The organism is Streptomyces sp. NPDC047886 (assembly GCF_043204435.1).
Lineage (GTDB): Bacteria > Actinomycetota > Actinomycetes > Streptomycetales > Streptomycetaceae > Streptomyces.
This window is the reverse complement of the sequence record NZ_JBIDCF010000005.1, coordinates 513,005-539,324: the sequence shown is the minus strand read 5'-3', so window position 1 is coordinate 539,324 and position 26,320 is coordinate 513,005. Positions and strand designations below refer to the sequence as shown.

Sequence of the window (26,320 nt, the reverse complement as noted above, 5' to 3'; positions counted from 1 at the left end):
GGCCGCGCCCTCAGGAGCGGGCCTCGCGGGTCCTGGCCGCGTTGGCCTCGCGGATGGCGTCCGTGAGCTCGGGCTTCGACATCCGCGACCGGCCCTCGACGCCCAGCTTCTTGGCGATCTCGTACAGATGCTCCTTGGACGCCCGCTCGTCCACGCCCTCCCCGCTGCGGGCCTCCTGCTGCCGGGGGCGCGCGGCACGCGGGTCCGACGGCCCCTTGCGGCCGCCCTCCTTGCGCTCCCAGTGGTCGCCGACCTTCTCATGCGTGTGCTTCAGCGCGCTGAAGGCCACCCGATGGCTCCGCTCGCCCTCGCCGTACTGCTCGACGGCGGAGTCGTGGGCCTTCACCCACGTGCGCTGCGCGCTCTTCGGCGAGCGCCGCAGTGTCGACGGAAGTTCCTGCTCTCCAGGCATGACACACCTCTCGTCACGGTCTCGTACCGTGACGGGTTTCCGGCGCGCACACCGGTAAACAGGCGGGCGCGGGGGTCGCGCCCCGCGTTCCCCGGTGGAATCCCCTCCCGTTGCGGTATCGGCGGGGGAGCGCGACGGAGGAGGACGGGCCTCACGGCACCGGCGTCACCCGGTCGTCGCGCAGCGGCGGCAGCCCCGGCACCAGCGGATACGGCACGGGGAGCGGTGTCTCGTCCGGCCGTCCCGCCCCCAAAGGACGCCCGGCGAGCGCCGCGACGATGTCGGCGGCCGCCAGCAGCCCGGCCAGCCGTCCCCGGTCGCCCAGCACCGGAAGCGCCTCGCAGCCGTTGGCGTCCATGACGGCGACGGCCCTGCGTACCGGATCGTCGTGATGGACGATCACACACCGGCGTCCGCGCAGCAGATCCCCCACGTAACGCTTCGACAGCCGCACCGCCGGGGCCGCACAGGCGACCGCCACGTCCGCGCGCTCCAGCAGCCCGGCACACCGCCCGTCGGGGTGCACCACGGGCAGGTACCGTGCCGCCGCACGCTCCAGCAGCTCCCACGCCATGAGCACGGTCTCACCCGTCGGTACGGAGACGACCGCCGTACGCATCACCTCGCCGACCGTACGATCCAGCAGACCACCCTCGGCCGGGGCGGCCCGCGCACCCTGCCCCGACGCCCCTTCCCTCGGGGCCTCTTCCCTCTGGGCCCTCTCCTCCGGGGACGTCCCCGCAACCCGGGGTGTCTCCCTCAGAGCCGGTCGCGTCATCTCGGCCTCCCCGGCGCTCGGTGCCGGAACTCCTGGTCCTCCATTCTGCGGCCCGTCCGGGCGGGCCGGGAGGGTCGGCCGGCCCTCGTCCGGCGGCCGCGCGGCCTGCCCCGTGCCTGCCATGCCCGTCACCCCACCCCTGCCGGAGGCGTCCCCGGCGGCGGCAGGTGGGCCGTGAACCACGCCCCCGCCAGGTCCGAGACCTGCTCCAGCGCGCCGGGCTCCTCGAACAGGTGCGTGGCACCCGGCACGACCTCCACCTGGCGCTCGCAGCGCATCCGCTCGGCCGCCTGCCGGTTCAGGGTCAGCACCCCCGCGTCCTCGCCACCCACGATCAGCAGCGTCGGCGCCCGTACCTCCGCCAGCCGGGCCGCGGCCAGGTCCGGGCGGCCGCCGCGGCTGACGACCGCCGCGATGGCGGCGCCCGGCTCCGCGGCGGCCGTCAGCGCGGCCGCCGCACCCGTACTGGCACCGAAGTAGCAGACCGCCGGAGCGCGGGCCGCCCGCAGCCACCCGGTGGCACCGACGAGCCGCTCCGAGAGCAGCGGAATGTCGAAGACCAGCTCCCGGTCGTGCGCCTCCTCCTCCGTGAGCAGGTCGAACAGCAGGGTGCCCAGACCCATCCCGTTCAGCGCCGCCGCCACGGATCGGTTACGGGGGCTGTGCCGGCCGCTGCCGCTGCCGTGCGCGAACACCACGACGCCCGGCGCGCCCTCCGGAAGCGTCAGGTCCCCGTCCAGCCGGACGGGCCCGGCCTCCACGACGACCGGCGAACTGGCCAGCCTCTCAGGGGCCCCCGGACCCGGCCGCCCGCTACCGGCGGGGCCCTGCGCGGCCGCCCGTGACAGCAGCTCCGCGACCTCGTCGTCAGCGGTCTGCGAGAAGTCCTCGTACCACTCGCCGACCGACCCGAACCAGTCCGGCGACGACACGCACACCACGTCGTCCGCCTCGGAGGCCAGCAGGTCCAGGGCGTCACGCGGCGCGACCGGTACGGCCATGACCACCCGCGCCGCGCCCTGCGCCCGTGCCACCGCGCACGCGGCGCGAGCCGTGGAGCCGGTCGCTATGCCGTCGTCCACGATCACCGCGGTCCGGCCGGCCACCGGCACGGCGGGCCGGTCCCGGCGGTAGCGGGCCAGGCGCTGCTCCAGCACCGCCCGCTCGGACTCCTCCACCCGGGCCAGGTCGTCCCGGCCCAGCCGGGCCGCGCGCACCACCGAGTCGTTGACGATCCGTACCCCGCCCTCGCCGATCGCGCCGAACCCGAGCTCGGGCCGCGACGGCACACCCAGCTTCCTCACGACGATGACGTCCAGGGGCGCGCCCAGTGCCTCGGCCACCTCACGCGCCACCGGCACCCCGCCCCTCGGCAGCCCCAGCACCACGGGGTCGCCGAGAGGGAGCCCTGCCATCTCCTCGGCCAACCGTCGCCCGGCGGCCACACGATCGACGAACCGCATGTCGGCCTCCTCGCCGTTGGGTCTCCCGCCCGGGTACCCGATCGGCTCGCGGTGCCGCTCTGTCTCCCCCTGTGTTTCCGATCCCCCCGCTTTCCCCGCTGTTTCCGTCCGTCTCCCATCGTAGGAGCCGTCCCCCGGCGGCGCCCGCCCTCGACCCCGCCGGTCCGGGCCGCCGTCAGGAGCCGTGGTACAGCCGCTCCGGGCCCACGAGGAGCACCTCGCCCGCCTCCTCCGCCGCCCGCAGCGCCGGGCCGAACCCCGCGCTGCTGTAGCAGGCCGGGACCGCCCCGCCGACGTCGTCGCCGCGCTCCGCCAGCAGGCCCAGCATCCGGCGCGGCACCTCCAGGTGGTGCACGTCCATGACCTCGCCCCACCGCGCCCTGCCCACCGACAGCACGGCGCCCGGCCGCCCGCCGTCGCCCTCGCCCCGTACGACGACCTCGGCGTCGAGCCCCGGCCCGCCGCCCGCCGACGGGAGCGAGCCGTGGCCGACCCTCGCCGGTGTCCCGCCGAACGTGCCGGGGGAGGCGTGGTCGCGCGCCCAGGCCCGGCACACCTCGGCGAACCGGGCGGGCGCGACCGTGGACTCGAAGGTGTCGCGTGCCGCCGGCCAGACACCGGCGGCGTCCCCGTGCGCGAGCGGCGGCCTGAGCGGCCGTACGACCGCGTGCTCGAACGCGAGCAGCGGGTCGGTGGCGTACAGCCGTGTCACGTGCGGGCGGAACGCGTCGGTGTCGGCGCGCAGCAGGGCGCAGTCCTGCAGCAGGGCGAGCGCGTGCGACACATCGGCCAGCGAGGTGCGGAGCCGGCCGGCGACCTCGCCCGGTGTGGCGGCGCCGAGGGCGACGGCGGTGAGCACGGAGTGGCAGAGCGCGCGGTCCTCACGGTCCGTCGCCTCGTGCAGCAGCAGCCGAGCCTCCTGGAACAGCGGCGTCCGGGCGTTCAGGACCGTCCCGCACACCCAGGCGTCGAACTCCTCGGGCGTCGACGGCGGCTCGGTGCCGCCGCTGTACGCGCCCCGGTACGCGGGTGTCCCGCCGACGACCGCGTACACGCGCAGGGCGAGCCGCGGGTCGTCGATGCCCCAGAACCGGGCAGCCTGCCGGAAGTCGAAGGGCCGGACGATCAGTTCGAGGCCGAGGAGCCCCTTCAGCGGGGCGGGGCCGCCGAACAGCCGCCGCATCATCGGCTGGGTGCTGCCGCACAGCAGGAGCCGGGTCCGGCTGCCCGCCCCCGCTTCGGCGAACCGCCCGTACGCGGCGTGCAGCACGGCCGGCAGGGACGGGCTCTGCCGCACCAGCTGCGGGAAGCCGTCGATCACCACCGGCACCGGTCGGTGCTCGCCGAGCGCGAGCAGCGCGTCCACGGCCTCCGCCCAGTCCTGTGGCGGCCGGTCCCGTGTCACCCCGTTCCGCGTCGGCCCGGCCCCCTCCGTTGCCGTGAACGCGGCAAGCCGGTCACCGAGCTGCCGCAGCGAATCCGCCTCGACGGCCTCCTGCGCGCCGAAGGAGAAGCCGTCCATGGCCGTGGTGAGCGCGTCCAGCAGGAACGTCTTGCCCTGGCGCAGCCGCCCGGAGACCATGCCGAGGCCCGGTCCCGGCCGGGGATCGGCGGCGAAGCCGACCAGTGCGTCCCACTCGGCGTCCCGGTCGAAGACCTCCGGTGGTTTCGCCGGCGTGGCGGGTGGGACGGGTGCCATGGCTCCATGGTCGGCCGCCCGGGAGACCGCCGCATCCGGGGACCTTCGGCCCGGTGCTCGTACGGCGCGGATGGCGGACCCTGGTGGGGCAGAGAAGCGACGCTCCGCGAGCATCCGGAGGCGGGACCATGTCCAGGAACGGTCGGCGACACCCCGGGACCCCCGGCGAAACCCCCGGCGGCACCCCGGGCGAATCCCGCGACGGCACCCGCGGTGCGTCCCGCGACGGCGCTCACGGCGGCTCCCCTGGCGGCGGCCTCGGCGGGTCCGGCGGCGGATCCGGCGACCCCGCCGGCCGGGCCCCCGGCGACGGCGACTCCCCTCCGTCCGAGGGCCCCGCTCCCCTGCGGGCGGGCGACGCCGCCGTCGCCGACCCGTACGACCGGGCCCAGCACCTGATCAACGGTGTCCTGATGGCCGTCCTGGTCATCGGCGCGCCGACCGCCGGGCTGGCCGCCGGCGTCGCGACCCACGCCTCGGAGTCCCGGGCCGCCGCCCAGCAGGCGGCCGAACGCTACGAGGTCACCGCGCGGCTCACCGAGGACGCCGACGGCGGCACCCGGGGAGGGCTGACGTCCCGCGCCCCGGTCACCTGGACCGACAAGGACGGCGCCGAGCACACCGCGATCGTGTCGGTCGCCTCCGGCGCCGACCGGGGCAGCACGGTGCGCGTCTGGCTCGACGACTCCGGCGACCTCAGCCCGCGCCCCATCACGGCCGCGTCGGCCGCCGTGGCCGGCTGGACGGTCGGCGCGACGACGCTCGGCCTGTTCGCCCTGGTCGTCGCCGGGGCACGCTCCGCGGCGGCCTGGGCGTTCGACCGCCGCCGCTTCGCGCGCTGGGAAGCGGAATGGGCCCGCGTCGGACCGGACTGGACCCACCGGTACGGGGAGTGACGCCGTCCGGCCTCCGGACTCACCGCGGCGGCGCGTCCAGCGGGTTCGCCGCGAGCGCCCGCGCCGTGCCGTACAGGTTGGCGGCCATGGCCCGTCCCGTCGTGTGCGACCAGTCGTGGCCGCGTTCGTCGTCGAGGTAGTCGGGTCCGGGCCCGGGGCCGAGGTGCCAGTACGTCCACGCCTGACCGGGAACCGTGTAGCCGATGTCGCCCAGGGCGCCCGAGATCTCGCTGATCACATGATGGGCGCCGTCCTCGTTGCCGGTGACGACGACGCCCGCGACCCGGTTGTACGCGACGGGACGGCCCTCGTCGTCCGTCTCCGAGAGCATCCCGTCCATCCGCTCCAGCACCCGTTGGGCCGGCGATGACGGCCGCCCGAGCCAGGTCGGGGACGCCATCACCAGGATGCGGGACTCCAGCAGCCTGCGATGGATCTCCGGCCAGGCGTCGCCGGGCCCGGCCGCCTCGCTGACGACGCCCGGCTTGATGTCCAGGTCGACGGCCCGTACGAACTCCACCTCCACCCCGTACGTCTCCAGGTGGCGGGCCACGACCTCGGCGAGTGCCTGCGTGTTGGACGGCTGCGGCGACGGCTTCAGTGTGCAGTTGATCACCAGTGCTTTCATGCGGGAACGGCTACCCGAATGGGACGAAAGGATCACCCTGGACGTGCACGGGTCGTCAGAGCGGCCCGGTGCCGACTTCTCCCGCTGCCTCTCCGTGTCGGAGTTGGGCCGAACGGGTGAGGGGCGGGAGGATGGGCGCATGAGTAGGTACGAGAGGTACGACGTCACCGACGAACAGTGGGAGGGCCTGGCCCAGGTCGTACCGCTGCGGGGGCGCAACGAGTGGCCGTCCCGGGTGGATCACCGGACCGTTCCCCAGGACTACGAGGCCGCCGAGTCGCAGCGCCGTATGGTCGTCCTGCGTGTCCAGGTCTTCGCCGACGCGCGCGAGGTCGCGGAGTACCTCGTCGCGCAGATCCCGGTGCTGCTGGATCTGACCAGCGCGGACACCGAAGTCGCCAAGCGGATCCTGGACTTCAGCAGCGGTGTCGTCTTCGGGCTCGGCAGCGCGATGCACCGGGTCGACCGGAACGTCTTCCTCCTGGCGCCGATGGGTACGGAGGTGGAGGGGGCCGCCGCGGCGACCGTCCCTCATTCGTAGGAAATCTGTTCGGGCGGAACGGTTCAGCGCGTTCCGCGCTCGTACCGTCCGACCATGTCCATGGACACCGCCGGGGGGGGGGGGCCCCCCCCCCCCCCCCCCCCCCCCCCCCCCCCCCCCCCCCCCCCCCCCCCCCCCCCCCCCCCCCCCCCCCCCCCCCCGCCCCCCTTCGGGGGGGGGGGGGGGGGGGCGCCCCGGCGCCCCCCCCGCCCCCCCCCCCCCGCCCCGCCCCCCCCCCGGGGGGGCGGCCCCCCCCCCCCCCCCCCGCCCACCTTCCCGCCCACCCCGGCGCTCACGCCGCCCACCCCGGCGGCCACGGCGCCGATCCCGGCGGCCACGGTGCCGACCCGCCGCACCCGAACCCGCCCGACCCAGAAGGAACCCGCTCGCACGCGACCCGCACCGACGGCACCCGCCCGCACGCGACCCGCACCGACGGAACGAGGGCCCACCCCGGCCGGGGGCACCCCGACCGCCCCACGCGGCCGGTCGTCACCGAACTGAGGTTGTCCGCCTTCAAGTCGCACCGCGGGATGGCCTTCCCACTCGCCCCGGTGACCCTGTTCACCGGGGCGAGCGGCAGCGGCAAGTCCAGCGCGCTCCAGGCGTACGAGGCGCTCGCCCTGCTCGGCGCGGGCGCCCGCCTCACCCGCGCCTTCCCCGATCCGCTCGGCTGCGTACCGGACGGCACGGCCCCCGACGCGCAAGGCAGGCGCGGCTTCCGGATCGGCTGCACCGCCGACGGCCCGTACGGCCCCGTCCGCCTCGACGTCGCCGTACAGGCCGAACCACAGCTGAGGATCGTCGGGGAGCGGCTGACCGACGGCGAGGGGCGCACGCTGCTGACGACCGCCCTGCGCGACCCCGGGCGCCGGACCGTGCACGCCGAATGGCACACGGCCGGTGCGGCCAGGGTGACGCGGGCACCGCTGCCCGACGACCGGCTCGGCACCGCACTTCTGCCCCTGCGAGTGGCGGGGAAGACCGAGGGGCAGCGGCACGTACTGGCTGCCGCCGAGCAACTCGTCGTCGCCCTGCGGTCCGTGTTCCCCTGCGACCCGCAGCCGCAGCACATGCGGGCACCCGTCGCACCGGGCGACGGACGGCTGCGGCGCGGCTGCGCGAACCTCGCCGAGGTACTCCACCGCACCCGCACCGGCTGCCCCCGGCGCCACGCCCGACTCGCCCTCGCGGCGCGGGCCGGCTGCGCGGGCCCCGTCGTCGAACTGGACGCCGAGCGGCTCCCCGACGGGACGGTACGGGCCGTGCTGGGCGCGGCGACCCGCCGCACGCCCCTGGAACGGCTCGGCGAAGGCGAGTTGCGCTACCTGGCACTCGCCCTGGTACTGCTCACCGGCCCCGGCGTACTGGCCGTGGACCAGGCGGCGGAGGTGCCCGGCGTCATGCAGACCCTGACCGTGCTCGCCGACGGATTCGACCGCGGCCTGGACGGGCGCCAGGCCCGGGCGCTGACCGCGCTCGCCGCCGGCATCTGCGCCGAAGGCCACCTGCGGCTCGTCGGCACGGTCGGCGAGACCGGCGCGGGGGCCGCGCGCGGCCACGAGGGCGTGTCGGTGGTACACCTGAGGCCGTGACAGATCTGGATGTACAGGGATTGCAGCGCAGGCTGGCCGAGTTCGCCGCATCGCGGGAGTGGCAGCCCTACCACACGCCGAAGAACCTCGCGGCGGCGCTCAGCGTCGAGGCCGCCGAACTCCTGGAGATCTTCCAGTGGTTGACGCCGGAGGAGGCGGACCGGGTGATGGACGACCCGGATACCGCCCACCGGGTCGCCGACGAGGTCGCCGACGTCCTCGCCTATCTGCTCCAGTTCTGCGGCGTCCTCGGGGTCGACCCGCTCACCGCGCTCTCCGCGAAGATCGACCGGAACGAGATCCGCTTCCCCGTCGGCCGGCCTCCCGGGCGCGCCGCACGCAAAGATCGTCACTCTTCGGAGTGATCGAGTTATTCATACTGAGCTTCCTGTCCACAGATTTCCGAATTCCCCTGGCTTTTATGCTCGTACGCCTTCACTGTGGGTAGTGAGTCAGTGAGCGGAAAGTCGTACGAACGGGGGCGGCGTACATGGATGCGGAACGGCTCATCACCATCAGCCGGAGCGAGCTGGCGCGGAGCGGCACGGCGCTCGACGTCATGATGGCCGCCTGGCAGGCCCAGGCCGTGGCACAGGCGATCGGAAGCCGCCTCGCGCTGCACGGGCCGCCGGAGCTGAGGGGCGAGGCCCGCGTCCTCGCCGAGACCGGCGCACGAAGCGGCGCGGGCTTCGACCAGGCGGCGCAGCGCGCGGGCGCGCGCGCCGCTCAGCTGACGGAAGTCGGCGAACTGCGCGACACGCTGCTCGCGCTGAGCGCCCTGCTGGGGGAAGTGGGGATCGCGCTCGTCGGCGTCGCCTGCGCCACCGACGAGGAGGCGCTCTACTGGCAGTGCATCGAGGCGATCGACGCCGCCGACGAGTCCAGCGACCGCGTCCGGGTCATGCTGCGCCGGCTGACGGTACGGGACCGGGCGAGACCTCCCGGACCGGCCCGCGACCGACCCCTCAGAACGGAGATGGCGGACCCGGCGGACTCGGCGGCGGGGTCATGACGACCGCGCGACGGCGGACGCCGTCACGGGCGCCGGTCGGCACCGCCTTCGTCACGGGCGCCGCCCGAGGACTGAAGATCGGCGTCGAGCTGCGACAGATCGGCGTTCAGCGCCGCCATCAGTTCCTCCATCTGCTGGAGCAGCCCCTTGGGGGCGCCGGCGCCCTCCTGCTGTGGCACGTCCTGTGCGGACACTGCCTGTTCGGGCACGGCTTCCTGGGACATCGCGGCCTCCTCGGCCCAGGCCCTTCCACCGGGGAAGGGCGACAAGAGAGAGCGACGCACCGGCTGGTTCCCGCCGGCGCGCGGGCCGGGCGGTCCGGCACCGCCGAGCCAACGACGGGTGCGGTCCGCCGGTCACGGCCCGTCACATCGACGTTGACGGCGTTCGAAGGTGCAGGATGCACCTATGGACCTTCGCATCTTCACCGAGCCCCAACAGGGCGCCGAATACACGACGCTGCTCAAGGCCGCCAAGGCCACCGAGGACCTCGGGTTCGACGGCTTCTTCCGCTCGGACCACTTCCTCCACATGGGCTCCGCCGACGGGCTGCCCGGCCCCACCGACGCATGGATCACCCTCGCGGGTCTGGCCCGGGAGACCAGCCGCATCCGGCTCGGCACGCTCATGACGGCCGCGACGTTCCGCCTCCCCGGCATCCTCGCCATCCAGGCGGCGCAGGTCGACCGGATGTCGGGCGGCCGGATCGAACTCGGCCTCGGCACCGGCTGGTACGAGCAGGAGCACCGGGCGTACGGAATCCCGTTCCCGAAGAACAGGTTCGCCCGGCTGGAGGAGCAGCTGGAGATCATCACCGGCCTGTGGGGAACCCCCGTCGGTGAGACCTTCTCGTACGACGGGGAGTACTACTCCCTGACCGACTCACCCGCACTCCCCAAACCCGCCCAGGACAAGCTGCCGCTGCTCATCGGCGGCCACGGCCCCACACGCACACCCCGCCTGGCCGCGCGGTACGCCGACGAGTTCAACATCGCGTTCGTCTCACTGGAGGAGACCGAGCGGCAGTTCGGCCGCGTCCGCGCCGCCGCGGTGGAGGCCGGACGCCCGGCGGACGACCTCGTGTACTCCAACGCGCTGGTGGTCTGCGTGGGCAAGAACGACACGGAGGTGGCGCGCCGCGCCGACGCCATCGGACGGGACGTGGACGAACTGAAGAGGAACGGCCTCGCGGGCTCCCCCGCCGAAGTCGTCGACAAGATCGGCCGGTACGCCGCGCTGGGCTCGTCAAGGATCTACCTCCAGATGCTGGACCTCGACGACCTGGAACACCTGGAGCTGATCTCCTCCCAGGTCCAGTCCCAACTGGACTGACCCGGGCAGGGCCCCCGCCGGGTTCAGAGGCGGGGGTCCACCGGCTCCGACTCCAGGGCCAGGACGGCGAAGACCGCCTCGTGGACGCGCCACAGCGGCTCGCCGTCGGCCAGCCGGTCGAGGGCCTCCAGCCCCAGGCCGTACTCCCGGATCGCCAGCGAGCGCTTGTGGCCGAGGAACCGGCCGCGCAGCCGCTCCAGGTTCTCCGGGCGCGTGTACTCCGGACCGTAGACGATCCGCAGGTACTCGCGGCCCCGGCACTTGATGCCGGGCTGCACCAGTCGGCCCTTCCCGTCCCTGGCGAGCGCCTGCAGCGGCTTGACCACCATGCCCTCGCCACCCCGGCCGGTCAGCTCCAGCCACCAGTCGACACCCTGCCGTACCGACGCCTCGTCGCCGGTGTCGACGTACAGCCGCCGGGTCGTGTGCAGCAGACCGGTCGTGTCGTGCTCCACCAGGCGGTCGATCAGCGCCAGCTGCTCGTCGTGCGGGAGCCCGGCCAGGCTGCGGCCCCGGGTGGCGAGCAACTGGAACGGGGCCAGCCGTACCCCGTCCAGACCATCCGTCGTCCAGCAGTAGCGGCGGTAGGCGTCGGTGAACGCGGCGGCGTCGGCGGCCCGTTCACGCTGCCGTTCCAGCAGCCCGGCCACCCCCACGCCGCGCGCGGCGGCGGCTTCGAGCGCGGCGATCGCACCGGGGAACGCGGCTGACGCGGCGGCGCTCACGGCGGCGTACTGGCTGCGCAGCAGCCCCGACGCCTTCAGCGACCACGGCATCAGCTCCGCGTCGATGAGCAGCCAGTCGGTGTCCAGCCGCTCCCACAGCCCGGCCGCCGACACGGCGGCCCGCAGCCGCCCGAGGATCTGCTCGGTGACGGCGTCGTCGCCGAAGAACGGCCGCCCGGTACGGGTGTAGAGGGAGCCCGTCGGCCCGGACTCCACCCCGAACCGTTCCCGTGCCGCGTCCGCGTCCCGGCAGACCAGGGCGACCGCGCGCGACCCCATGTGCTTCTCCTCGCAGACCACCCGGGCGACCCCGTCGGCGGCGTACGCGGCGAACGCCTCGGCCGGGTGCTCCAGGTACCCGTCCAGCCGTGACGTGGCCGTCGGGGCCATGGTCGGCGGCAGGTACGGCACGAGACGCGGGTCGACGGCGAACCGGCTCATCACCTCGAGCGCGGCGGCGGCGTTCTCCTCGCGCACGCCCACGTTGCCCAGGTGCCGGGTCTCCACGACCCGTTTGCCCTGTACATCGGCCAGGTCGAGCGGCCGGCCCTGGTGTCCGCCGGGGGCCTCGGTGACGAGCGGCTTGACCGGTTCGTACCAGACCCGCTCGGCCGGTACGTCGACGAGTTCGCGTTCCGGCCAGCGCAGCGCGGTCATCCGGCCGCCGAACACCACACCCGTGTCCAGGCAGATGGTGTTGTTGAGCCAGGTGGCGCTGGGCACCGGGGTGTGGCCGTAGACGACGGCCGCCCGCCCCCGGTAGTCCTCCGCCCACGGGTAGCGCACCGGCAGGCCGAACTCGTCGGTCTCGCCGGTGGTGTCGCCGTACAGGGCGTGTGAGCGGACCCGGCCGGACGTGCGGCCGTGGTACTTCTCGGGCAGGCCGGCGTGGCAGACGACGAGGTCGCCGCCGTCCAGGACGTAGTGGCTGACGAGTCCGTCGATGAACTCCCGTACCCGCTCGCGGAACGCCGGGTCCTCGGCGTCCTCCCGCTCCAGCTGTTCGATCGTCTCGGCGAGCCCGTGGGTGTGCCGCACGTTCCGGCCGGCGAGCCAGCGTCCGAGCTTGTTCTCGTGGTTGCCCGGTACGCACAGGGCGTCGCCGGAGGCCACCATGCCCATGACGCGGCGCAGCACGCCGGGGCTGTCCGGCCCCCGGTCGACCAGGTCGCCGACGAACACGGCTGTTCGGCCGTCGGGGTGCCGGCCGTCCTCGTAGCCCAGTCTGGTGAGCAGGGTCTCCAGCTCGGAGCGGCAGCCGTGGACGTCGCCGATGATGTCGAACGGTCCGGTGAGGTGCCGCAGGTCGTTGAAGCGGGGTTCCAGGACGATCTCGGCCGCCTCGACCTCCGCCGGGCCGCGCAGGACGTGCACCTTGCGGAAGCCCTCGCGTTCCAGCCCGCGCAGGGAGCGGCGCAGTTCGCGCTGGTGGCGCTGGATGACATGGCGGGGGAGGCCGGCCCGGTCGGGGCGGGCGGCGTTGCGTTCGGCGCACACCCGCTCCGGTATGTCGAGGACGATCGCGATGGGCAGCACATCGTGCTCACGGGCCAGCCGGACCAGCTGGCGGCGGCTCTCCTGCTGCACGCTCGTCGCGTCCACGACGGTCAGCCGTCCGGCGGCGAGCCGCTTGCCCGCGATGTAGTGCAGGACGTCGAAGGCGTCGCGACTGGCGCTCTGGTCGTTCTCGTCGTCGGCGACGAGGCCGCGGCAGAAGTCCGAGGAGATGATCTCGGTGGGTTTGAAGTGCTTCCGCGCGAACGTGGACTTGCCGGAGCCCGTCGCGCCGATGAGGACGACGAGGGACAGGTCGGTGACGGGCAGCCTGCGGGTGGGTGCGGTGGCGACGGGTGTCGTCGCTGCGGCGGTCATGCGGCCTTCTCCTCCTTCACGGCGGCGGTAGCGGACTCGGCGGGTTCGGCGGGTTCTGGGGGGTCGGCGGCCTCGGCGGTGGCGTCCGCTGATGCGGTGGGGGCATCGGCCTCGGCTGTCGTGGCGAGGGCGAACACCGCCATCTGGGTGGGCGGCCCGACCTCGGGGTCCTCGGGTCCGACGGGGACGAACGCGACCCCGTACCCGTGCCGATCGGCCACGGTCCGGGCCCAGGTCCGGAACTCCTCGCGCGTCCACTCGAAACGGTGGTCGCCATGGCGTACGTGTCCGGCCGGAAGGCTCTCCCAGCGCACGTTGTACTCGACGTTCGGCGTTGTCACGAGCACGGTCGCCGGCCTGGCCGCGCCGAACACGGCGTACTCCAGGGCCGGCAGCCGCGGCGGGTCGAGGTGTTCGACGACCTCGCTGAGCACGGCGGCGTCGTACCCCTTGAGCCGTTTGTCCGTGTACGTCAGCGAGCTCTGGAACAGGGTGACCCGCTCCGCCTGGCGCTCGCCCATGCGGTCGAGCCGCAGCCGCCGCGCGGCGAGGGACAGGGCCCGCATCGACACGTCGACGCCGGTGATGCCGGTGAACCGGGGGTCCTTGAGCAGTTCCCGTACCAACTGGCCCTGTCCGCAGCCCAGGTCGACGACGCGGCTCGCCCCGGCGGCGCGCAGCGCCTCGATGATCGCCTCACGTCGGTGTACCGCGAGCGGTACGGGCTTGTCGTCGGTGTCGCTGGCCTCGTCGACCGCGTTGTCGATCTCCTCGACCTCGCTGTCGTCGGCCGCCGCGAGGCGTGCCAGCTCCATCCGCTCCATGGCCTCGCGCGTCAGCGACCAGCGGCGGGACAGATAGCGGCTGGTGATCAGCTTCTGCTGCGGGTGGTCGGGCAGCCAGCCGTCACCGACGCGGAGCAGCTTGTCGACCTCGTCCGGCGACACCCAGTAGTGCTTGGCGTCGTCCAGGACCGGCAGCAGCACGTACAGGTGCCGCAGCGCGTCCGCGAGTCGCTGTTCGCCCTCCAGCAGGAGCCGTACGTAACGGGAGTCGCCCCATTCCGGGAACGTGTCGTCCAGGGGGACAGGCTCGGCGGTCACCGTCCAGCCCAGCGGCTCGAACAGGTCGCGCACCAGCCCCGCACCGCCCCTGGCGGGCAGCGCGGGCACCTCGACGCGCAGCGGCAGCGGCCGTGCGGCGAGTTCGGGGCGGGCGTCGCACCGGCCCTTGAGCGCGCTGGAGAAGACGCTGCCGAGGGCGACGGCGAACAGGGAGGACGCCGCGTACGGCCGGTCGTTGACATATTGCGCGAGGGCGAGGTCGGGGCCCCGGTTCTTGTCCTTGCCGCCGGCGCGGCCGCCGCCACGCCGTACGAGCGCCACCGGATCCACCTCCAGCAGCAGCGCCGCGGTGCAGCGCTCGGCCGTCGCCTCGGGGTAGAGGACGTGGGCCGTGCCGTGGGAGGTGGAGAACCGCTGCGCCTTGTCGGGGTGCTTGTGCAGCAGGTACCCGAGGTCGGTCGCGGGTCGTTCGGCGGTGCCGGTCATGGAGATCGTCAAGAACACGTGTGTGAGTATCCTCCGCCGCCGTACGGCCCGGCCAGGGGATTTACCGGCCGGGATCGACGTGTACGGGACGGCCCGCTCGGTCAGGATGGGGGAATGGGATTCCATGTCGACTCCGAGACCGGGCGGCTCCGCCGCGTCATCCTGCACCGGCCCGATCTGGAGCTGAAGCGGCTGACACCCAGCAACAAGGACGCGCTGCTCTTCGACGACGTGCTGTGGGTGCGGCGGGCGCGGCAGGAACACGACGGGTTCGCGGACGTCCTGCGCGACCGGGGCGTGGCGGTGCATCTCTTCGGTGATCTGCTGCGTGAGTCGCTGGACCTGCCCAGGGCGCGGAAGCTGGTCCTGGACCGGGTCTTCCACGAGAAGGAGTACGGGCCGCTCGCCACGGACCACCTCCGTGAGGTCTTCGACGGCATGGAGACGTCTGCCCTGGTCGAGGCGCTGGTCGGCGGGATGACCAAGCGGGAGTTCCTGGACGGGCACGCGGAGCCGGTCTCGGTCCGCTTCCACACGATGGACCTGGACGACTTCCTCCTGCCGCCGCTGCCCAACCACCTCTTCACGCGGGACACCTCGGCCTGGATCTACGACGGGGTGTCCATCAACGCCATGAAATGGCCGGCGCGGCAGCGGGAGATCGTCCACTTCGAGGCGATCTACAAGCACCATCCGCTGTTCACCGGACCGGAGGCGGGGTCCTTCCACCACTGGTCGGAGGGGCAGGACGACTATCCGTCCACCATCGAGGGCGGTGACGTCCTGGTGATCGGCCATGGCGCGGTGCTGATCGGGATGAGCGAGCGGACGACACCGCAGGCGGTGGAGATGCTGGCACGCGGCATGTTCGCGGCGGGCTCGGCGCACACGATCGTGGCGCTGGACATGCCGAAGAGCCGGGCGCTGATGCATCTGGACACGGTGATGACGATGGTCGCGCCGGACACGTTCACCCAGTACGCGGGTCTGGGGATGCTCCGCTCGTACACCATCGAGCCGGGTGACCGGGGGCGGACGCTGCGGGTCACCGACCATCCGCCGCAGGACATGCACCGCGCGATCGCGGCGGCCCTGCGGCTGCCGGGGATCCGGGTGCTGACGCCGACGCAGGACGTGCACGCGGCCGAGCGGGAGCAGTGGGACGACGGCTGCAACGTGCTGGCGGTGGAGCCGGGCGTCGTCGTCGCGTACGAGCGCAACGTGACCACGAACACGCATCTGCGCAAGCAGGGCATCGAGGTGATCGAGATCCCCGGCAGCGAGCTGGGCCGGGGCCGGGGCGGGCCGCGCTGTATGAGCTGCCCCGTCGAGCGGGACGCCGACTGACGGATGGCGCCGCCGACCGGGCCGCCCCGCCGTGGCCCCGCGCTCGCCGCCGACCGGACCGCCGCCCCGCCGTTGCCTCGCCTCGCCGCCGACCGGGCCTCCGCTCAGGGGATGGTTCACGCCACAGGAACCGGCCGTATAGAAATGTAGAGCCTCGTATACACTTCCACGGTCCCGTCCGTGAAACACAGGAGCGCCCATGGCCACCGACCTCACCGGCCGCCACTTCCTCAAGGAGCTGGACTTCTCCGCCGACGAGTTCCGCGGCCTGCTGGAGCTGGCCGCCGAGCTCAAGGCGGCCAAGAAGGCGGGTGCCGAGGTCCAGCGGCTGCGCGGCCGCAACATCGCGCTGATCTTCGAGAAGTCGTCCACGCGGACGCGCTGCGCGTTCGAGGTGGCGGCCGCCGACCAGGGCGCCTCCACCACGTATATCGACCCGTCCGGCTCCCACATCGGCAAGAAGGAGTCGGCGAAGGACACGGCCCGGGTGCTCGGCCGGATGTTCGACGCGATCGAGTTCCGAGGGGCCGGGCAGGACACGGTCGAGGAGCTCGCCGCGTACGCGGGGGTGCCCGTCTACAACGGGCTCACCGACGACTGGCACCCCACCCAGATGCTCGCCGACGTGCTCACGATGACCGAGCACAGCGACAAGCCGCTGGAGCGGATCGCGTTCGCGTACCTCGGCGACGCCCGCTACAACATGGGCAACTCCTACCTCGTCACCGGCGCCCTGCTGGGCATGGACGTACGGATCGTGGCGCCGAAGGCGTACTGGCCGGCCGACCACGTGCTCGCCCGCGCCCAGGAGGCCGCCCTGGTGAGCGGCGCCCGCCTCACGGTCACCGAGGACATCGCCGAGGGTGTCCGGGGTGCCGACTTCGTGGCCACCGACGTGTGGGTCTCCATGGGCGAGCCGCAGGACGTGTGGGACGAGCGGATCGCCGCCCTCGCCCCGTACGCCGTGACCATGGACGTTTTGCGCGCCACCGGGAACGACCACGTCAGGTTCCTGCACTGCCTGCCCGCCTTCCACGACCTGGGCACCGCCGTCGCCCGGGAGGTCCACGAGCGGCACGGGCTGACGGAGCTCGAGGTCTCGGACGAGGTCTTCGAGTCCGAGCACTCCGTGGTCTTCGACGAGGCGGAGAACCGGATGCACACCATCAAGGCGGTCCTGGTCGCGACCCTCGCGGGCCCGGTGGCCCCCTCCGCCCCGGCGGCATAGGAATACATCCGATTGGGTGAATATGTGACCGGGGCGTTAGCATCGGAGGCGATTTCGCGGGGTTCGGGCTCACACGCGCCCGGACCCCGTCCGTCTGTGCGCGACCCGCACGGCACCGCTCACCCCGGAAAGTGAACCACCCATGCGTCCCAGCGGACCGCGCATCAAAACCCCCGCCCAGCTGGTCGCCGACTCCGGCGCGGACCTGGAGGGGCACGGCCTCAAGCGCACGATGGGCCTCTTCCAGCTCGTGTGCTTCGGTGTCGGCGCCATCGTCGGCACCGGCATCTTCGTCGGACTGTCGGACAGCGTCGCCGAGGCGGGACCCGCCGTCGTCGTCTCGTTCGTCCTGGCGGCCATCACCTGCGTCTTCACCGCCTTCTCCTTCGCCGAGCTCGGCAGCGCCATCCCGGTGTCCGGCAGCTCCTACTCCTTCGCCTACGCCACGCTCGGCGAGCGCGTCGCGTTCCTGGTCGGCTGGTGCCTGCTGCTGGAGTACGGCATCTCCGTCTCGGCCGTCGCCGTCGGCTGGGGCCAGTACCTCAACGAACTGCTCGACAGCCTCACCGGCTGGCAGCTGCCGACCGCGCTGGCCAATCCGCCCGGCGACGGCGGCGTCGTCAACATCCCGGCCGTCGTCGTGATCGTCCTCGCCGCGCTGCTGCTCGTGCGCGGCGTCCGCGAGAGCGCCCGCGCCACCGCCGTGATGGCCGTCGTGAAGATCGGCATCCTGGTCCTGTTCTGCGCGATCGCCCTGACCGCGTTCGACTCGGAGAACCTGTCGCCGTTCGCCACGCACGGTCTGATGGGAGTCACCTCCGGCGCCTCGCTCGCCTTCTTCTCGTACATCGGCTTCGACGCCATCACCACGGCGGGCGAGGAGGTCGAGAACCCGCGCCGGAACATCCCGCTCGCCATCCTGATCTGCATCGGTGTCGTCACACTGCTCTACTGCCTGGTGGCGGTCGCCGCCATCGGCGCGATGTCCGCCGACGACGTCGCGGGGCAGCCCGCCGCGCTCTCCCTGATCGTGGACCGGGTCACCGGCTCGGCGCTCGGCGGCGGTGTCGTCGCCTTCGGCGCGGTCGTCGCCATCGCCTCGGTCGTCCTCGCGGTGATGTACGGCCAGACCCGTGTCCTGATGTCGATGTCCCGGGACGGGCTCATCCCGCGCGTGTTCGAGCGGGTCTCGCCGAAGACGTCGACGCCGGTCGCCAACACCTGGATCGTCGCCGCCGTGTTCGCGGTCCCGGCCGCCGTCGTCCCGCTCGACGTGGTGATGAACCTGACGACCATCGGCACCCTCGCCGTCATGGCCGTCGTCAACATCGCGGTGGTGGCGCTGCGCCGCCGTCACCCCGGCACCGAGTCCGGCTTCCGGGTGCCGCTGTATCCGCTGAGCCCCGCCCTCGGCGTGCTCTTCTGCCTCTACCTCATCTGGGGCACCGGCTGGGAGACCTGGCTCCAGTTCGCCGTCTTCCTCGCCGTCGGCGCGCTGGTGTACGCGCTCTACGGGCGCCGCCACTCGCGTCTGGCCGGCGCCGCCACGGCCGACGACAGCGGCCTCGCCGCGCGGGCCACGGCCGGCCCGGCGGATCCGGTGGACCCCGCGCGGGAAGGGTGAACCGGACCGCCGTGCCGCGCCCCGCGCGCCGGTGACCGTACGCTGAGCCGCTGAGCCGCTGAGCCGCCGAGCGCACGGACCGGTGGCAGCCCCCGCCCGCGCTTCCGCGCGGTCGGGGGCTTCGGCGTTCCCCGACGGGCGCCCGCCCCCGGCTATCGCGTACTCATGACGGCAGTCACGTATCGGTGATAACTTCGAGGTGCAGGCATCAGCAGCCCTCATGCCCCGGTGAGCCCGCACGCTTCAGGGAGGCCGCACTCCATGAGCCCGTTCACGAGTTCCGCGCCCCGCACCGAACAGTGGCGGCATCTGCGCCTCACCCTCGACGGAGGTGTCGCCACCGTCACCCTCGACCGCCCCGCCAAGCTCAACGCCCTCACCTTCGGCGCCTACGCCGATCTGCGCGACCTCCTCGCCGAACTCTCCCGGGAGCGCGCCGTCCGCGCCCTCGTCCTCGGCGGCGAAGGCCGGGGCTTCTGCTCCGGCGGCGACGTGGACGACATCATCGGCGCCACCCTCGCCATGGACACCGCCCAGCTCCTCGACTTCAACCGGATGACCGGCCAGGTCGTACGGGCGCTGCGCGAATGCCCCTTCCCCGTGATCGCCGCCGTCCACGGGGTCGCCGCCGGGGCCGGGGCCGTCCTCGCCCTCGCCGCCGACTTCCGGATCGCCGACCCCTCCGCGCGTTTCGCGTTCCTCTTCACCAGGGTCGGACTCTCCGGCGGCGACATGGGAGCGGCCTACCTCCTGCCCCGCGTCGTCGGCCTCGGCCACGCCACCCGCCTGCTCATGCTCGGCGAACCCGTCCGCGCGACCGAGGCCGAACGCATCGGCCTGATCAGCGAACTCACCGATGAGGGCCGCGCCGGCGAGCGCGCCGCCGAACTCGCCCGCCGGCTCGCCGAAGGCCCCGCCCTCGCGTACGCGCAGACCAAGGCCCTGCTCACCGCCGAACTCGACATGCCGCTCGCCGCCGCCGTCGAACTCGACGCCGCCACGCAGGCCCTGCTGATGAACGGCGAGGACTACGCCGAGTTCCACGCCGCGTTCACCGAGAAGCGGCCCCCCAAGTGGCGGGGGCGATGACCATGAGGGTGGCGGTCATCGGCGGCGGCCCCGGCGGCCTCTACGCCGCGGCCCTGCTCAAACGGCTCGGCCCCGACCGTGACATCACCGTCTGGGAGCGCAACGCCCCCGACGACACGTTCGGTTTCGGCGTCGTCCTCTCCGACGAGACCCTCGGCGGCATCGAGCACGCCGACCCCGAGGTGTACCAGGCGCTCGGCGAGGCGTTCGTCCGCTGGGACGACATCGACATCGTCCACCGGGGCCGCCTCCTCACCTCCGGCGGCCACGGCTTCGCCGCCCTCGGCCGCCGGGACCTGCTGCGGATCCTGCACGCCCGCTGCGCCGGCCTCGGCGTACACCTCCGCTTCCGCACCGAGGCGCCGCCCGCCGCCGAACTCGCCGCCACCCACGACCTCGTCATCGCCGCCGACGGCGTGCACAGCCGGACCCGCGAGGCCCACGCCGACGTCTTCCGGCCGCACATCACCACCCACCGCTGCCGCTACATCTGGCTCGCCGCCGACTTCCCCTTCGACGCGTTCCGCTTCGACATCGCCGAGACCGAGCACGGCGTGATGCAACTCCACGGCTATCCGTTCTCGCCCGACGCCTCCACCGTCATCGTCGAGATGCGCGAAGAGGTGTGGCGCACCGCCGGGTTCGACGAACTCGGCACCGACGAGTCCATCGCACGCTGCGCCAAGATCTTCTCCGAGGCGCTGCGCGGCCGGCCGCTGCGCTCCAACGCCTCCGCCTGGACCGCGTTCCGCACCGTCGTCAACGAACGCTGGTCCCACGGCAACACCGTCCTCCTCGGCGACGCCGCCCACACCGCCCACTTCTCCATCGGCTCCGGCACCAAGCTCGCCGTCGAGGACGCCCTCGCGCTCGCCGCCTGCGTCGAGGAACAGCCCGACCTCGGCCGCGCCCTCACCGCCTACGAGGCCGAACGCCGCCCCGTGGTCGAGTCCACCCAGCGTGCCGCCGCCGCCAGCCTCCGCTGGTTCGAAGACCTCGCCGGACACCTCGACCAGCCGCCCCGCCGGTTCGCGTTCAACCTCCTCACCCGCAGCCGCCGCGTCACCCACGGCAACCTGCGGCTGCGCGACCCGCTCTTCACCGACGCCGTCGAACGGGACTTCGGCTGCCCGCCCGGCACACCCCCGATGTTCACCCCCTTCCGGCTGCGCGGACTCACCCTGCGCAACCGCGTCGTCGTCTCACCCATGGACATGTACTCGGCCGTGGACGGCGTACCCGGCGACTTCCACCTCGTCCACCTCGGAGCCCGCGTCCTCGGCGGCGCCGGACTCGTCATGACCGAGATGGTCTGCGTCAGCCCGGAAGGCCGCATCACCCCCGGCTGCGCCGGCCTCTACACCGCCGAGCAGGAGGCCGCCTGGCGCCGTATCACCGACTTCACCCACACCCGGTCACCCACCACGGCCATCGGCGTCCAGCTCGGCCACTCCGGCCGCAAGGGCTCCACCCGGCTCATGTGGGAGGGCATCGACCAGCCCCTCGACAGCGGCAACTGGCCGCTCGTCGCCGCCTCCCCCCTCCCGTACCGCCCCGGCGTCAACCAGACACCCCACGCCCTGGACCGCGCCGGACTCACCGAGATCCGCGAGCAGTTCGCCACCGCCGCCCGGCGCGCCGCCCACGCCGGATTCGACCTGCTCGAACTGCACTGCGCCCACGGCTACCTGCTGTCCGGTTTCCTGTCCCCTCTGACCAACCAACGGACGGACGCCTACGGCGGTTCCCTCGACGCGCGCCTCCGCTACCCGCTGGAGGTCTTCGACGCCGTACGGGACGTCTGGCCCGCCGACCGCCCCATGACCGTGCGCGTCTCCGCGACCGACTGGGCGCCCGGCGGCACCACCGCCGACGACGCCGTGGAGATCGCCCGCGCCTTCACCGCGCACGGCGCCGACGCCATCGACGTCTCCACCGGCCAGGTCGTCCCCGACGAACGCCCCGAGTACGGCCGCTCCTACCAGACCCCGTACGCCGACCGCATCCGCAACACCCTCGGAGTCCCCGTGATCGCCGTCGGCGCCATCTCGTCCTGGGACGACGTCAACTCGCTCCTCCTCGCGGGCCGCGCCGACCTCTGCGCCCTCGCCCGCCCCCACCTCTACGACCCGCACTGGACCCTGCACGCCGCCGCCGAGCAGTCCTACACCGGCCCCGCCGCCCCCTGGCCGGCCCCCTACCTGGCCGGCAGCCGCACACCCCCCACAGGCCGCACCGACGCCCCCAAACCCCGCCTCACGCTCACCGCGCCGGCCCCGGACGTCAGCACGCCTCCCTGACGAACTCCGCGCCCGTGTCCCGCAGACGGGCGTGCAGTTCGCCGAAGACGGCGGCCGCCCTGCCGCCCGGCCAGCCGTCAGGGAGGAGTTCGCGCGGCAGGCCCGGGTCGGCGTAGGGGAGGCGCCGCCACGAGTCCAGGGCCGGCAGGTAGTCGCGGTACGCCTCCTCCGGCGACCCCGTGCGGCCCGGGGCCGACCAGGCACGGAGCACCGGCTCGTGCCGGTCGAGGAACTCCTCGTGCTGTTTGGCGATCGCCGCCAGGTCCCACCAGCGGGCCACCGCATCGGCCGTCGCCGGGAAACCCAGGTGCTCGCCCCGGAACAGGTCCACGTACGGGTCGAGGTGGAGGCGGCGCAGGGTGTGCCGGGTCTCCTCGTACAGCGCCGCCGGGGCGATCCAGACGCCGGGCGCGGCCGTGCCGAAGCCCAGCCGGGCCAGCCGGGAGCGCAGCAGGTGCCGCTTGTGCCGCTCCGCCTCGGGGACGGAGAACACGGCGAGGACCCAGCCGTCGGACAGGCGGGGCTCCCGGGGCGCGTAGATCCGGCGGTCACCGTCGTCCAGCAGTTGCCGGGCGTCATCGGACAGGGCGTATCCGGCGGCGCCGTCGGCCGTGCGGCGCGGCTCCAGCAGGCCGCGCCGTTTCAGCCGGGACACCGAGGACCGCACGGACGGCGCGTCGACGCCCAGGACTCCCAGCAGCCGGATCAGTCCGGCCACCGGCAGCGGGGCGTTGTCGGGCGTCCGCCCGTACGCGCCGTACAGGGAGACGATCAGGGAACGCGGAGTGTGCTGCTCGGCCACGTGATCACTCTAGGCGCGCAGCCTGAACCGCTGCAGCTTGCCCGTGGCGGTACGGGGGAGCGCGTCGAGGAACACGATCTCGCGCGGGCACTTGTACGGCACCAGCCGCGACCGTACGAAGGCGCGCAGGGCCTCCACCGTGCCGTCATCGCGTGGCACCCCGTCCCGCAGGACCGCGTAGGCGACCACGACCTGCCCGCGCAGCTCGTCGGGCCGGCCCACCACGGCCGCCTCCAGCACGTCGGGGTGGGCGAGCAGCGCCTCCTCGACCTGGGGGCCCGCGATGTTGTACCCGGCCGAGATGATCATGTCGTCGGCGCGGGCGACATAGCGCAGGTAGCCGTCCGGTTCGCGCACATAGGTGTCCCCGGTGATGTTCCAGCCGTCCCGGACGTACTCCCGCTGCCGGTCGCCCGCCAGATAGCGGCAGCCGACCGGCCCGCGCACGGCCAGCAGCCCTTCCGCCCCGTCCGGCACGGGCCGCCCGGAATCGTCCACCACGCGCGCGTGCCACCCGGGAACGGGGACGCCCGTCGTCCCCGGCCGGATGGCGTCCCCGGCCGCCGAGACGAAGATGTGCAGCAGCTCGGTCGCGCCGATGCCGTTGACCAGCCGCAGCCCCGTCCGCTCGTACCAGGCGTGCCAGGTCGCCGCCGGGAGGTGCTCGCCCGCCGACACGCACAGCCGCAGCGAGCCGGTGTCATGCCCGTCGAGCTCGTCCAGCATCACCCGGTAGGCGGTGGGTGCCGTGAACAGCACCGACACCCGGTGCTCGGCGATCGCCGGGAGCAGCTGCCGCGGCCCGGCCTGTTCCAGGAGCAGCGCCGAGGCACCGGCACGCAGCGGGAACACGACGAGCCCGCCGAGGCCGAAGGTGAAGCCGAGCGGAGGGGACCCCGCGAACAGGTCGTCCGGCCGGGGCCGCAGCACGTGGGCCGAGAAGGTGTCCGCGATGGCGAGGACGTCCCGGTGGAAGTGCATGCAGCCCTTGGGGCGGCCCGTGGTGCCGGAGGTGAACGCGATCAGCGCGACGTCGTCGGCGGCGGTCCGCACCGCCTCGTACGCCCCGGGCCGGCGGGCGGCGAGCCGCAGCAGGTCGTCGGGCGCGTCACCGCCGTACGCCGTGACGCGCAGCCAGGGGACCTCGGCCTTCGCCAGCTCGTCGACCGTGCGGACGTCGCACAGGGCGTGCGTGACCTCGGCCATCTCGCACATGACGGCCAGCTCCCGCGCCCGCTGCTGGGCGAGCACGGTCACGGCCACGGCGCCCGCCTTCATGACGGCCAGCCAGCAGGCGGCGAGCCAGGGGGTGGTGGGGCCGCGCAGCAGCACCCGGTTGCCGGGCACGACGCCCAGGTCGGAGGTGAGGGCGTGGGCGATGCGGTCGACGCGCTCGCGCAGTTCGCCGTACGACCAGACGGTCCCGGCGCCGTCCCGGAAGGCGGGCCGGTCCGGCCCGAAACGTTCGGCCGTGCGGTCCAGCAGCTCGGCCCCGCAGTTGAGCCGGTCCGGGTAGCGCAGCTCCGGCAGGTCGAAGAGGAGCTCCGGCCACTGCTCGCGCGGCGGCAGCCGGTCGCGGGAGAAGGTGTCGAGGTGAGCGGAGGGAGTCAGCTCCATGGTTCGCCCCCTTGTCGTCGTGGGGTCGCCCGACGAGCGTATCGTGAAGGTGACGACAGTCAACGGTGCGCGATAGATGCGCTGGAGAGGTGGGGGCCCGAATGCCCGTATTCTCGCTCGATCCAGTACAGACCGCCTGGTGCGAGGAGTTGCGCGACCTCGCCGCCGAACGCCTGCGCCCGATCGCCGAGAAGGGCGAACCGGGCCGGATCAACCGTCCGCTGGTCGCCGCGCTCGGCGAGTACGGGCTCATCGGGCGGCTGTTCGAGTCCGGTGCGCTCGACCTGTGCCTGATGCGGGAGTCCCTCGCCCAGGTGTGCACGGAGGCCGAGACGGCCCTCGCCCTCCAGGGCCTCGGCGCCCACCCGGTCGCCGCGTTCGGCACGGAGGCCCAAAGGGCCAGGGTCCTGCCCGAGGTGACGGCGGGCCGCGCGGTCGCCGCGTTCGCGCTCAGCGAGCCGGGCGCGGGCTCGGACGCCGCCGCCCTCGCCCTGCGCGCGGAACCCGACGGCGACGGATACCGCCTCTCGGGTGAGAAGCGCTGGATCTCCAACGCTCCCGAGGCCGACGTCTACACCGTCTTCGCCCGTACGGCCCAAGGCGCCGGGAACGGCGGGGCGGGACGGGGCCCCGGAAGCGGCGGGGCGGCCCAGGGTGCCGGGAACGGCGCGGGGGCGAGCGGCATCACCGCCTTCCTCGTCCCCGCCGACCGCCCCGGTCTGACCGGCGGCACGCTGGAGATGCTGTCGCCGCACCCCGTCGGCAGCCTCGTCTTCGACGGCGTCCCCGTCACCCGGGACGACATCCTCGGCGAACCGGGCCGCGGCTTCCGGGTCGCCGTGCACACCTTGAACCTGTTCCGCCCGAGCGTCGGCGCGTTCGCCGTCGGCATGGCCCAGGCCGCCCTGGACGCGACGCTCGACCACACGGCGCGGCGCACCGCGTTCGGGGGCGTGCTGAAGGACCTCCAGACGGTGGCCCACCAGGTCGCCGAGATGGCGACCCGCACCGAGGCCGCCCGCCTGCTGGTGTACGCGGCCGCGGCCGCCTACGACGCGGGCGCGCCCGATGTGCCCAGGCGGGCCGCCATGGCCAAGCTCCTGGCCACCGAGACGGCCCAGTACGTGGTCGACGCGGCCGTCCAGCTGCACGGCGCCCGCGCCCTGCAGCGGGGCCATCTGCTGGAGCACCTCTACCGGGAGGTCAGGGCGCCCCGCATCTACGAGGGCGCGACCGAGGTGCAGCGCGCGATCATCGCCAAGGACCTCTACCGCGCTCAGGAGGCGACCGCATGAGCCTCGAACGGATCAACCCCGCCGAGCTGTCCCCGCCGACCGGCTTCACGCACGCCGTCACGGCCATCGGCTCCCGGCTGGTCTTCCTGGCCGGGCAGACCGCCCTGGACCAGGAGGGAAAGGTGGTCGGCGACACCCTCCCGGCCCAGTTCGAGCGGGCGCTCGGCAACCTCCTGGCCGCGCTGCGGGCCGCCGGCGGCACCCCGGCGGACCTGGCCCGCGTCACCGTCTACGCCACGGACGTCGGCGCGTACCGGGACCACGCCGCCGAACTCGGCCGGGTGTGGCGGCGGCTGGCGGGCCGCGACTATCCGGCGATGGCGGTCGTCGGCGTCGTACGCCTCTGGGACGAGCGGGCGATGGTGGAACTGGACGGCGTCGCCGTGCTGGACGAGGGCCCCGCCCCCGGGTGACCCCCGAGCCGCGACCGACACCCCCGCCTCACCCGACACCCCCGCCGCAACCGCACGGCCCCGCCGGAACCGACGCCCCCGCCGGGGCGCCTGGCCGAGCCG

The 26,320-nt window shown here is 73.7% G+C and carries 23 protein-coding genes; 13 read left to right on the top strand and 10 right to left on the bottom strand.

Annotated features, from left to right (window positions below; genetic code table 11):
• Nucleotides 1-10: 10 nt before the first annotated feature.
• The 4 genes from ACGF5U_RS20295 to ACGF5U_RS20280 form a co-directional block, all read right to left on the bottom strand.
• A complete protein-coding gene (locus ACGF5U_RS20295; protein WP_392713569.1) occupies nucleotides 11-412 on the bottom strand; it encodes a ChaB family protein in 402 nt (133 codons plus the stop codon).
• A gap of 151 nt (nucleotides 413-563) precedes the next feature.
• Nucleotides 564-1,031: an HPP family protein gene (locus tag ACGF5U_RS20290; RefSeq protein ID WP_392713738.1), complete on the bottom strand. Its 468-nt coding sequence runs from the start codon at nucleotides 1,029-1,031 to the stop codon at nucleotides 564-566.
• A gap of 287 nt (nucleotides 1,032-1,318) precedes the next feature.
• Nucleotides 1,319-2,653, bottom strand: a complete 1,335-nt coding sequence (locus ACGF5U_RS20285; protein ID WP_392713571.1) for a phosphoribosyltransferase family protein — start codon at nucleotides 2,651-2,653, stop codon at nucleotides 1,319-1,321.
• A gap of 175 nt (nucleotides 2,654-2,828) precedes the next feature.
• Entirely contained in the window at nucleotides 2,829-4,352 is a 1,524-nt protein-coding gene (locus ACGF5U_RS20280; protein ID WP_392713572.1) for an ATP-binding protein, read from the bottom strand.
• Between the two features lie 128 nt (nucleotides 4,353-4,480).
• Here ACGF5U_RS20280 and ACGF5U_RS20275 point away from each other — a divergent pair, with 128 nt between their 5' ends.
• Nucleotides 4,481-5,248, top strand: a complete 768-nt coding sequence (locus ACGF5U_RS20275) for a hypothetical protein (RefSeq protein WP_392713573.1) — start codon at nucleotides 4,481-4,483, stop codon at nucleotides 5,246-5,248.
• A gap of 19 nt (nucleotides 5,249-5,267) precedes the next feature.
• On the opposite strand, the gene ACGF5U_RS20270 is transcribed toward ACGF5U_RS20275, so the two are convergent.
• Nucleotides 5,268-5,876: a flavodoxin family protein gene (locus ACGF5U_RS20270; protein ID WP_392713574.1), complete on the bottom strand. Its 609-nt coding sequence runs from the start codon at nucleotides 5,874-5,876 to the stop codon at nucleotides 5,268-5,270.
• Between the two features lie 139 nt (nucleotides 5,877-6,015).
• Between ACGF5U_RS20270 and ACGF5U_RS20265 the strand changes: the two genes are divergently transcribed.
• From ACGF5U_RS20265 to ACGF5U_RS20250, 4 genes are all read left to right on the top strand, one after another.
• Complete coding sequence (locus ACGF5U_RS20265; protein ID WP_392713576.1) at nucleotides 6,016-6,417, top strand: cell division protein SepF; 402 nt, start codon at nucleotides 6,016-6,018, stop codon at nucleotides 6,415-6,417.
• A gap of 500 nt (nucleotides 6,418-6,917) precedes the next feature.
• Nucleotides 6,918-8,012 (top strand): ATP-binding protein, encoded by a 1,095-nt coding sequence (locus ACGF5U_RS20260; protein ID WP_392818861.1) that lies wholly within the window; start codon nucleotides 6,918-6,920, stop codon nucleotides 8,010-8,012.
• Nucleotides 8,009-8,377, top strand: coding sequence for a nucleotide pyrophosphohydrolase (locus ACGF5U_RS20255; protein ID WP_392713579.1), 369 nt, complete (start codon nucleotides 8,009-8,011; stop codon nucleotides 8,375-8,377). The genes ACGF5U_RS20260 and ACGF5U_RS20255 overlap by 4 nt, the downstream gene beginning before the upstream one ends.
• A gap of 125 nt (nucleotides 8,378-8,502) precedes the next feature.
• Nucleotides 8,503-9,024, top strand: a complete 522-nt coding sequence (locus tag ACGF5U_RS20250) for a DUF6099 family protein (protein ID WP_392713580.1) — start codon at nucleotides 8,503-8,505, stop codon at nucleotides 9,022-9,024.
• 23 nt (nucleotides 9,025-9,047) lie between these two features.
• Here the strand turns inward: ACGF5U_RS20250 and ACGF5U_RS20245 are convergent, their stop codons facing one another.
• Nucleotides 9,048-9,248, bottom strand: coding sequence for a hypothetical protein (locus ACGF5U_RS20245; protein WP_392713582.1), 201 nt, complete (start codon nucleotides 9,246-9,248; stop codon nucleotides 9,048-9,050).
• 184 nt (nucleotides 9,249-9,432) lie between these two features.
• Here ACGF5U_RS20245 and ACGF5U_RS20240 point away from each other — a divergent pair, with 184 nt between their 5' ends.
• Nucleotides 9,433-10,356 carry an LLM class F420-dependent oxidoreductase gene (locus ACGF5U_RS20240; RefSeq protein WP_392713584.1) on the top strand — a complete coding sequence of 308 codons (924 nt, stop codon included), beginning with the start codon at nucleotides 9,433-9,435 and terminating at the stop codon, nucleotides 10,354-10,356.
• 23 nt (nucleotides 10,357-10,379) lie between these two features.
• Here ACGF5U_RS20240 and ACGF5U_RS20235 read toward each other — a convergent pair whose 3' ends face one another.
• Nucleotides 10,380-12,953: a polynucleotide kinase-phosphatase gene (locus tag ACGF5U_RS20235; protein ID WP_392713585.1), complete on the bottom strand. Its 2,574-nt coding sequence runs from the start codon at nucleotides 12,951-12,953 to the stop codon at nucleotides 10,380-10,382.
• On the bottom strand, nucleotides 12,950-14,521 hold the full coding sequence (locus ACGF5U_RS20230; RefSeq protein ID WP_392713587.1) for a 3' terminal RNA ribose 2'-O-methyltransferase Hen1: 1,572 nt from the start codon (nucleotides 14,519-14,521) through the stop codon (nucleotides 12,950-12,952). The genes ACGF5U_RS20235 and ACGF5U_RS20230 overlap by 4 nt, the downstream gene beginning before the upstream one ends.
• Before the next feature lie 96 nt (nucleotides 14,522-14,617).
• Between ACGF5U_RS20230 and ACGF5U_RS20225 the strand changes: the two genes are divergently transcribed.
• From ACGF5U_RS20225 to ACGF5U_RS20205, 5 genes are all read left to right on the top strand, one after another.
• The gene (locus tag ACGF5U_RS20225; protein WP_392713588.1) at nucleotides 14,618-15,850 is read left to right on the top strand and encodes an arginine deiminase; all 1,233 of its coding nucleotides are present in this window, start codon (nucleotides 14,618-14,620) and stop codon (nucleotides 15,848-15,850) included.
• Between the two features lie 199 nt (nucleotides 15,851-16,049).
• Nucleotides 16,050-17,078, top strand: a complete 1,029-nt coding sequence (argF, locus tag ACGF5U_RS20220; protein WP_392713590.1) for an ornithine carbamoyltransferase — start codon at nucleotides 16,050-16,052, stop codon at nucleotides 17,076-17,078.
• 142 nt (nucleotides 17,079-17,220) lie between these two features.
• Nucleotides 17,221-18,702: an amino acid permease gene (locus ACGF5U_RS20215; protein ID WP_392713591.1), complete on the top strand. Its 1,482-nt coding sequence runs from the start codon at nucleotides 17,221-17,223 to the stop codon at nucleotides 18,700-18,702.
• A gap of 261 nt (nucleotides 18,703-18,963) precedes the next feature.
• Complete coding sequence (locus tag ACGF5U_RS20210) at nucleotides 18,964-19,791, top strand: enoyl-CoA hydratase family protein (RefSeq protein ID WP_392713592.1); 828 nt, start codon at nucleotides 18,964-18,966, stop codon at nucleotides 19,789-19,791.
• Between the two features lie 2 nt (nucleotides 19,792-19,793).
• On the top strand, nucleotides 19,794-22,091 hold the full coding sequence (locus ACGF5U_RS20205) for a bifunctional salicylyl-CoA 5-hydroxylase/oxidoreductase (RefSeq protein ID WP_392713740.1): 2,298 nt from the start codon (nucleotides 19,794-19,796) through the stop codon (nucleotides 22,089-22,091).
• Here ACGF5U_RS20205 and ACGF5U_RS20200 read toward each other — a convergent pair.
• Nucleotides 22,075-22,893, bottom strand: coding sequence for a PaaX family transcriptional regulator C-terminal domain-containing protein (locus ACGF5U_RS20200; protein ID WP_392713593.1), 819 nt, complete (start codon nucleotides 22,891-22,893; stop codon nucleotides 22,075-22,077). The two genes, ACGF5U_RS20205 and ACGF5U_RS20200, sit on opposite strands and share 17 nt — an antisense overlap.
• Nucleotides 22,894-22,902: 9 nt before the next feature.
• Nucleotides 22,903-24,510, bottom strand: a complete 1,608-nt coding sequence (locus ACGF5U_RS20195; protein WP_392713595.1) for an AMP-binding protein — start codon at nucleotides 24,508-24,510, stop codon at nucleotides 22,903-22,905.
• Between the two features lie 101 nt (nucleotides 24,511-24,611).
• Between ACGF5U_RS20195 and ACGF5U_RS20190 the strand changes: the two genes are divergently transcribed.
• Nucleotides 24,612-25,805, top strand: a complete 1,194-nt coding sequence (locus ACGF5U_RS20190) for an acyl-CoA dehydrogenase family protein (protein ID WP_392713597.1) — start codon at nucleotides 24,612-24,614, stop codon at nucleotides 25,803-25,805.
• On the top strand, nucleotides 25,802-26,218 hold the full coding sequence (locus ACGF5U_RS20185; protein ID WP_392713598.1) for a RidA family protein: 417 nt from the start codon (nucleotides 25,802-25,804) through the stop codon (nucleotides 26,216-26,218). Before ACGF5U_RS20190 ends, ACGF5U_RS20185 begins: the two co-directional genes overlap by 4 nt.
• The last annotated feature ends 102 nt before the right edge of the window (nucleotides 26,219-26,320 follow it).

What these genes read in the sequence shown, in the direction of transcription:
- ACGF5U_RS20225 (WP_392713588.1), top strand. Translation starts at nt 14,618, where the DNA reads ATGGGATTCCATGTCGACTCCGAGACCGGGCGGCTCCGCCGCGTCATC.
- ACGF5U_RS20290 (WP_392713738.1), bottom strand. Translation starts at nt 1,031, where the DNA reads ATGCGTACGGCGGTCGTCTCCGTACCGACGGGTGAGACCGTGCTCATG.
- argF (WP_392713590.1), top strand. Translation starts at nt 16,050, where the DNA reads ATGGCCACCGACCTCACCGGCCGCCACTTCCTCAAGGAGCTGGACTTC.
- ACGF5U_RS20275 (WP_392713573.1), top strand. Translation starts at nt 4,481, where the DNA reads ATGTCCAGGAACGGTCGGCGACACCCCGGGACCCCCGGCGAAACCCCC.
- ACGF5U_RS20250 (WP_392713580.1), top strand. Translation starts at nt 8,503, where the DNA reads ATGGATGCGGAACGGCTCATCACCATCAGCCGGAGCGAGCTGGCGCGG.
- ACGF5U_RS20240 (WP_392713584.1), top strand. Translation starts at nt 9,433, where the DNA reads ATGGACCTTCGCATCTTCACCGAGCCCCAACAGGGCGCCGAATACACG.
- ACGF5U_RS20190 (WP_392713597.1), top strand. Translation starts at nt 24,612, where the DNA reads ATGCCCGTATTCTCGCTCGATCCAGTACAGACCGCCTGGTGCGAGGAG.
- ACGF5U_RS20285 (WP_392713571.1), bottom strand. Translation starts at nt 2,653, where the DNA reads ATGCGGTTCGTCGATCGTGTGGCCGCCGGGCGACGGTTGGCCGAGGAG.
- ACGF5U_RS20265 (WP_392713576.1), top strand. Translation starts at nt 6,016, where the DNA reads ATGAGTAGGTACGAGAGGTACGACGTCACCGACGAACAGTGGGAGGGC.
- ACGF5U_RS20185 (WP_392713598.1), top strand. Translation starts at nt 25,802, where the DNA reads ATGAGCCTCGAACGGATCAACCCCGCCGAGCTGTCCCCGCCGACCGGC.
- ACGF5U_RS20205 (WP_392713740.1), top strand. Translation starts at nt 19,794, where the DNA reads ATGAGGGTGGCGGTCATCGGCGGCGGCCCCGGCGGCCTCTACGCCGCG.
- ACGF5U_RS20245 (WP_392713582.1), bottom strand. Translation starts at nt 9,248, where the DNA reads ATGTCCCAGGAAGCCGTGCCCGAACAGGCAGTGTCCGCACAGGACGTG.
- ACGF5U_RS20295 (WP_392713569.1), bottom strand. Translation starts at nt 412, where the DNA reads ATGCCTGGAGAGCAGGAACTTCCGTCGACACTGCGGCGCTCGCCGAAG.
- ACGF5U_RS20215 (WP_392713591.1), top strand. Translation starts at nt 17,221, where the DNA reads ATGCGTCCCAGCGGACCGCGCATCAAAACCCCCGCCCAGCTGGTCGCC.
- ACGF5U_RS20280 (WP_392713572.1), bottom strand. Translation starts at nt 4,352, where the DNA reads ATGGCACCCGTCCCACCCGCCACGCCGGCGAAACCACCGGAGGTCTTC.
- ACGF5U_RS20270 (WP_392713574.1), bottom strand. Translation starts at nt 5,876, where the DNA reads ATGAAAGCACTGGTGATCAACTGCACACTGAAGCCGTCGCCGCAGCCG.
- ACGF5U_RS20195 (WP_392713595.1), bottom strand. Translation starts at nt 24,510, where the DNA reads ATGGAGCTGACTCCCTCCGCTCACCTCGACACCTTCTCCCGCGACCGG.
- ACGF5U_RS20235 (WP_392713585.1), bottom strand. Translation starts at nt 12,953, where the DNA reads ATGACCGCCGCAGCGACGACACCCGTCGCCACCGCACCCACCCGCAGG.
- ACGF5U_RS20210 (WP_392713592.1), top strand. Translation starts at nt 18,964, where the DNA reads ATGAGCCCGTTCACGAGTTCCGCGCCCCGCACCGAACAGTGGCGGCAT.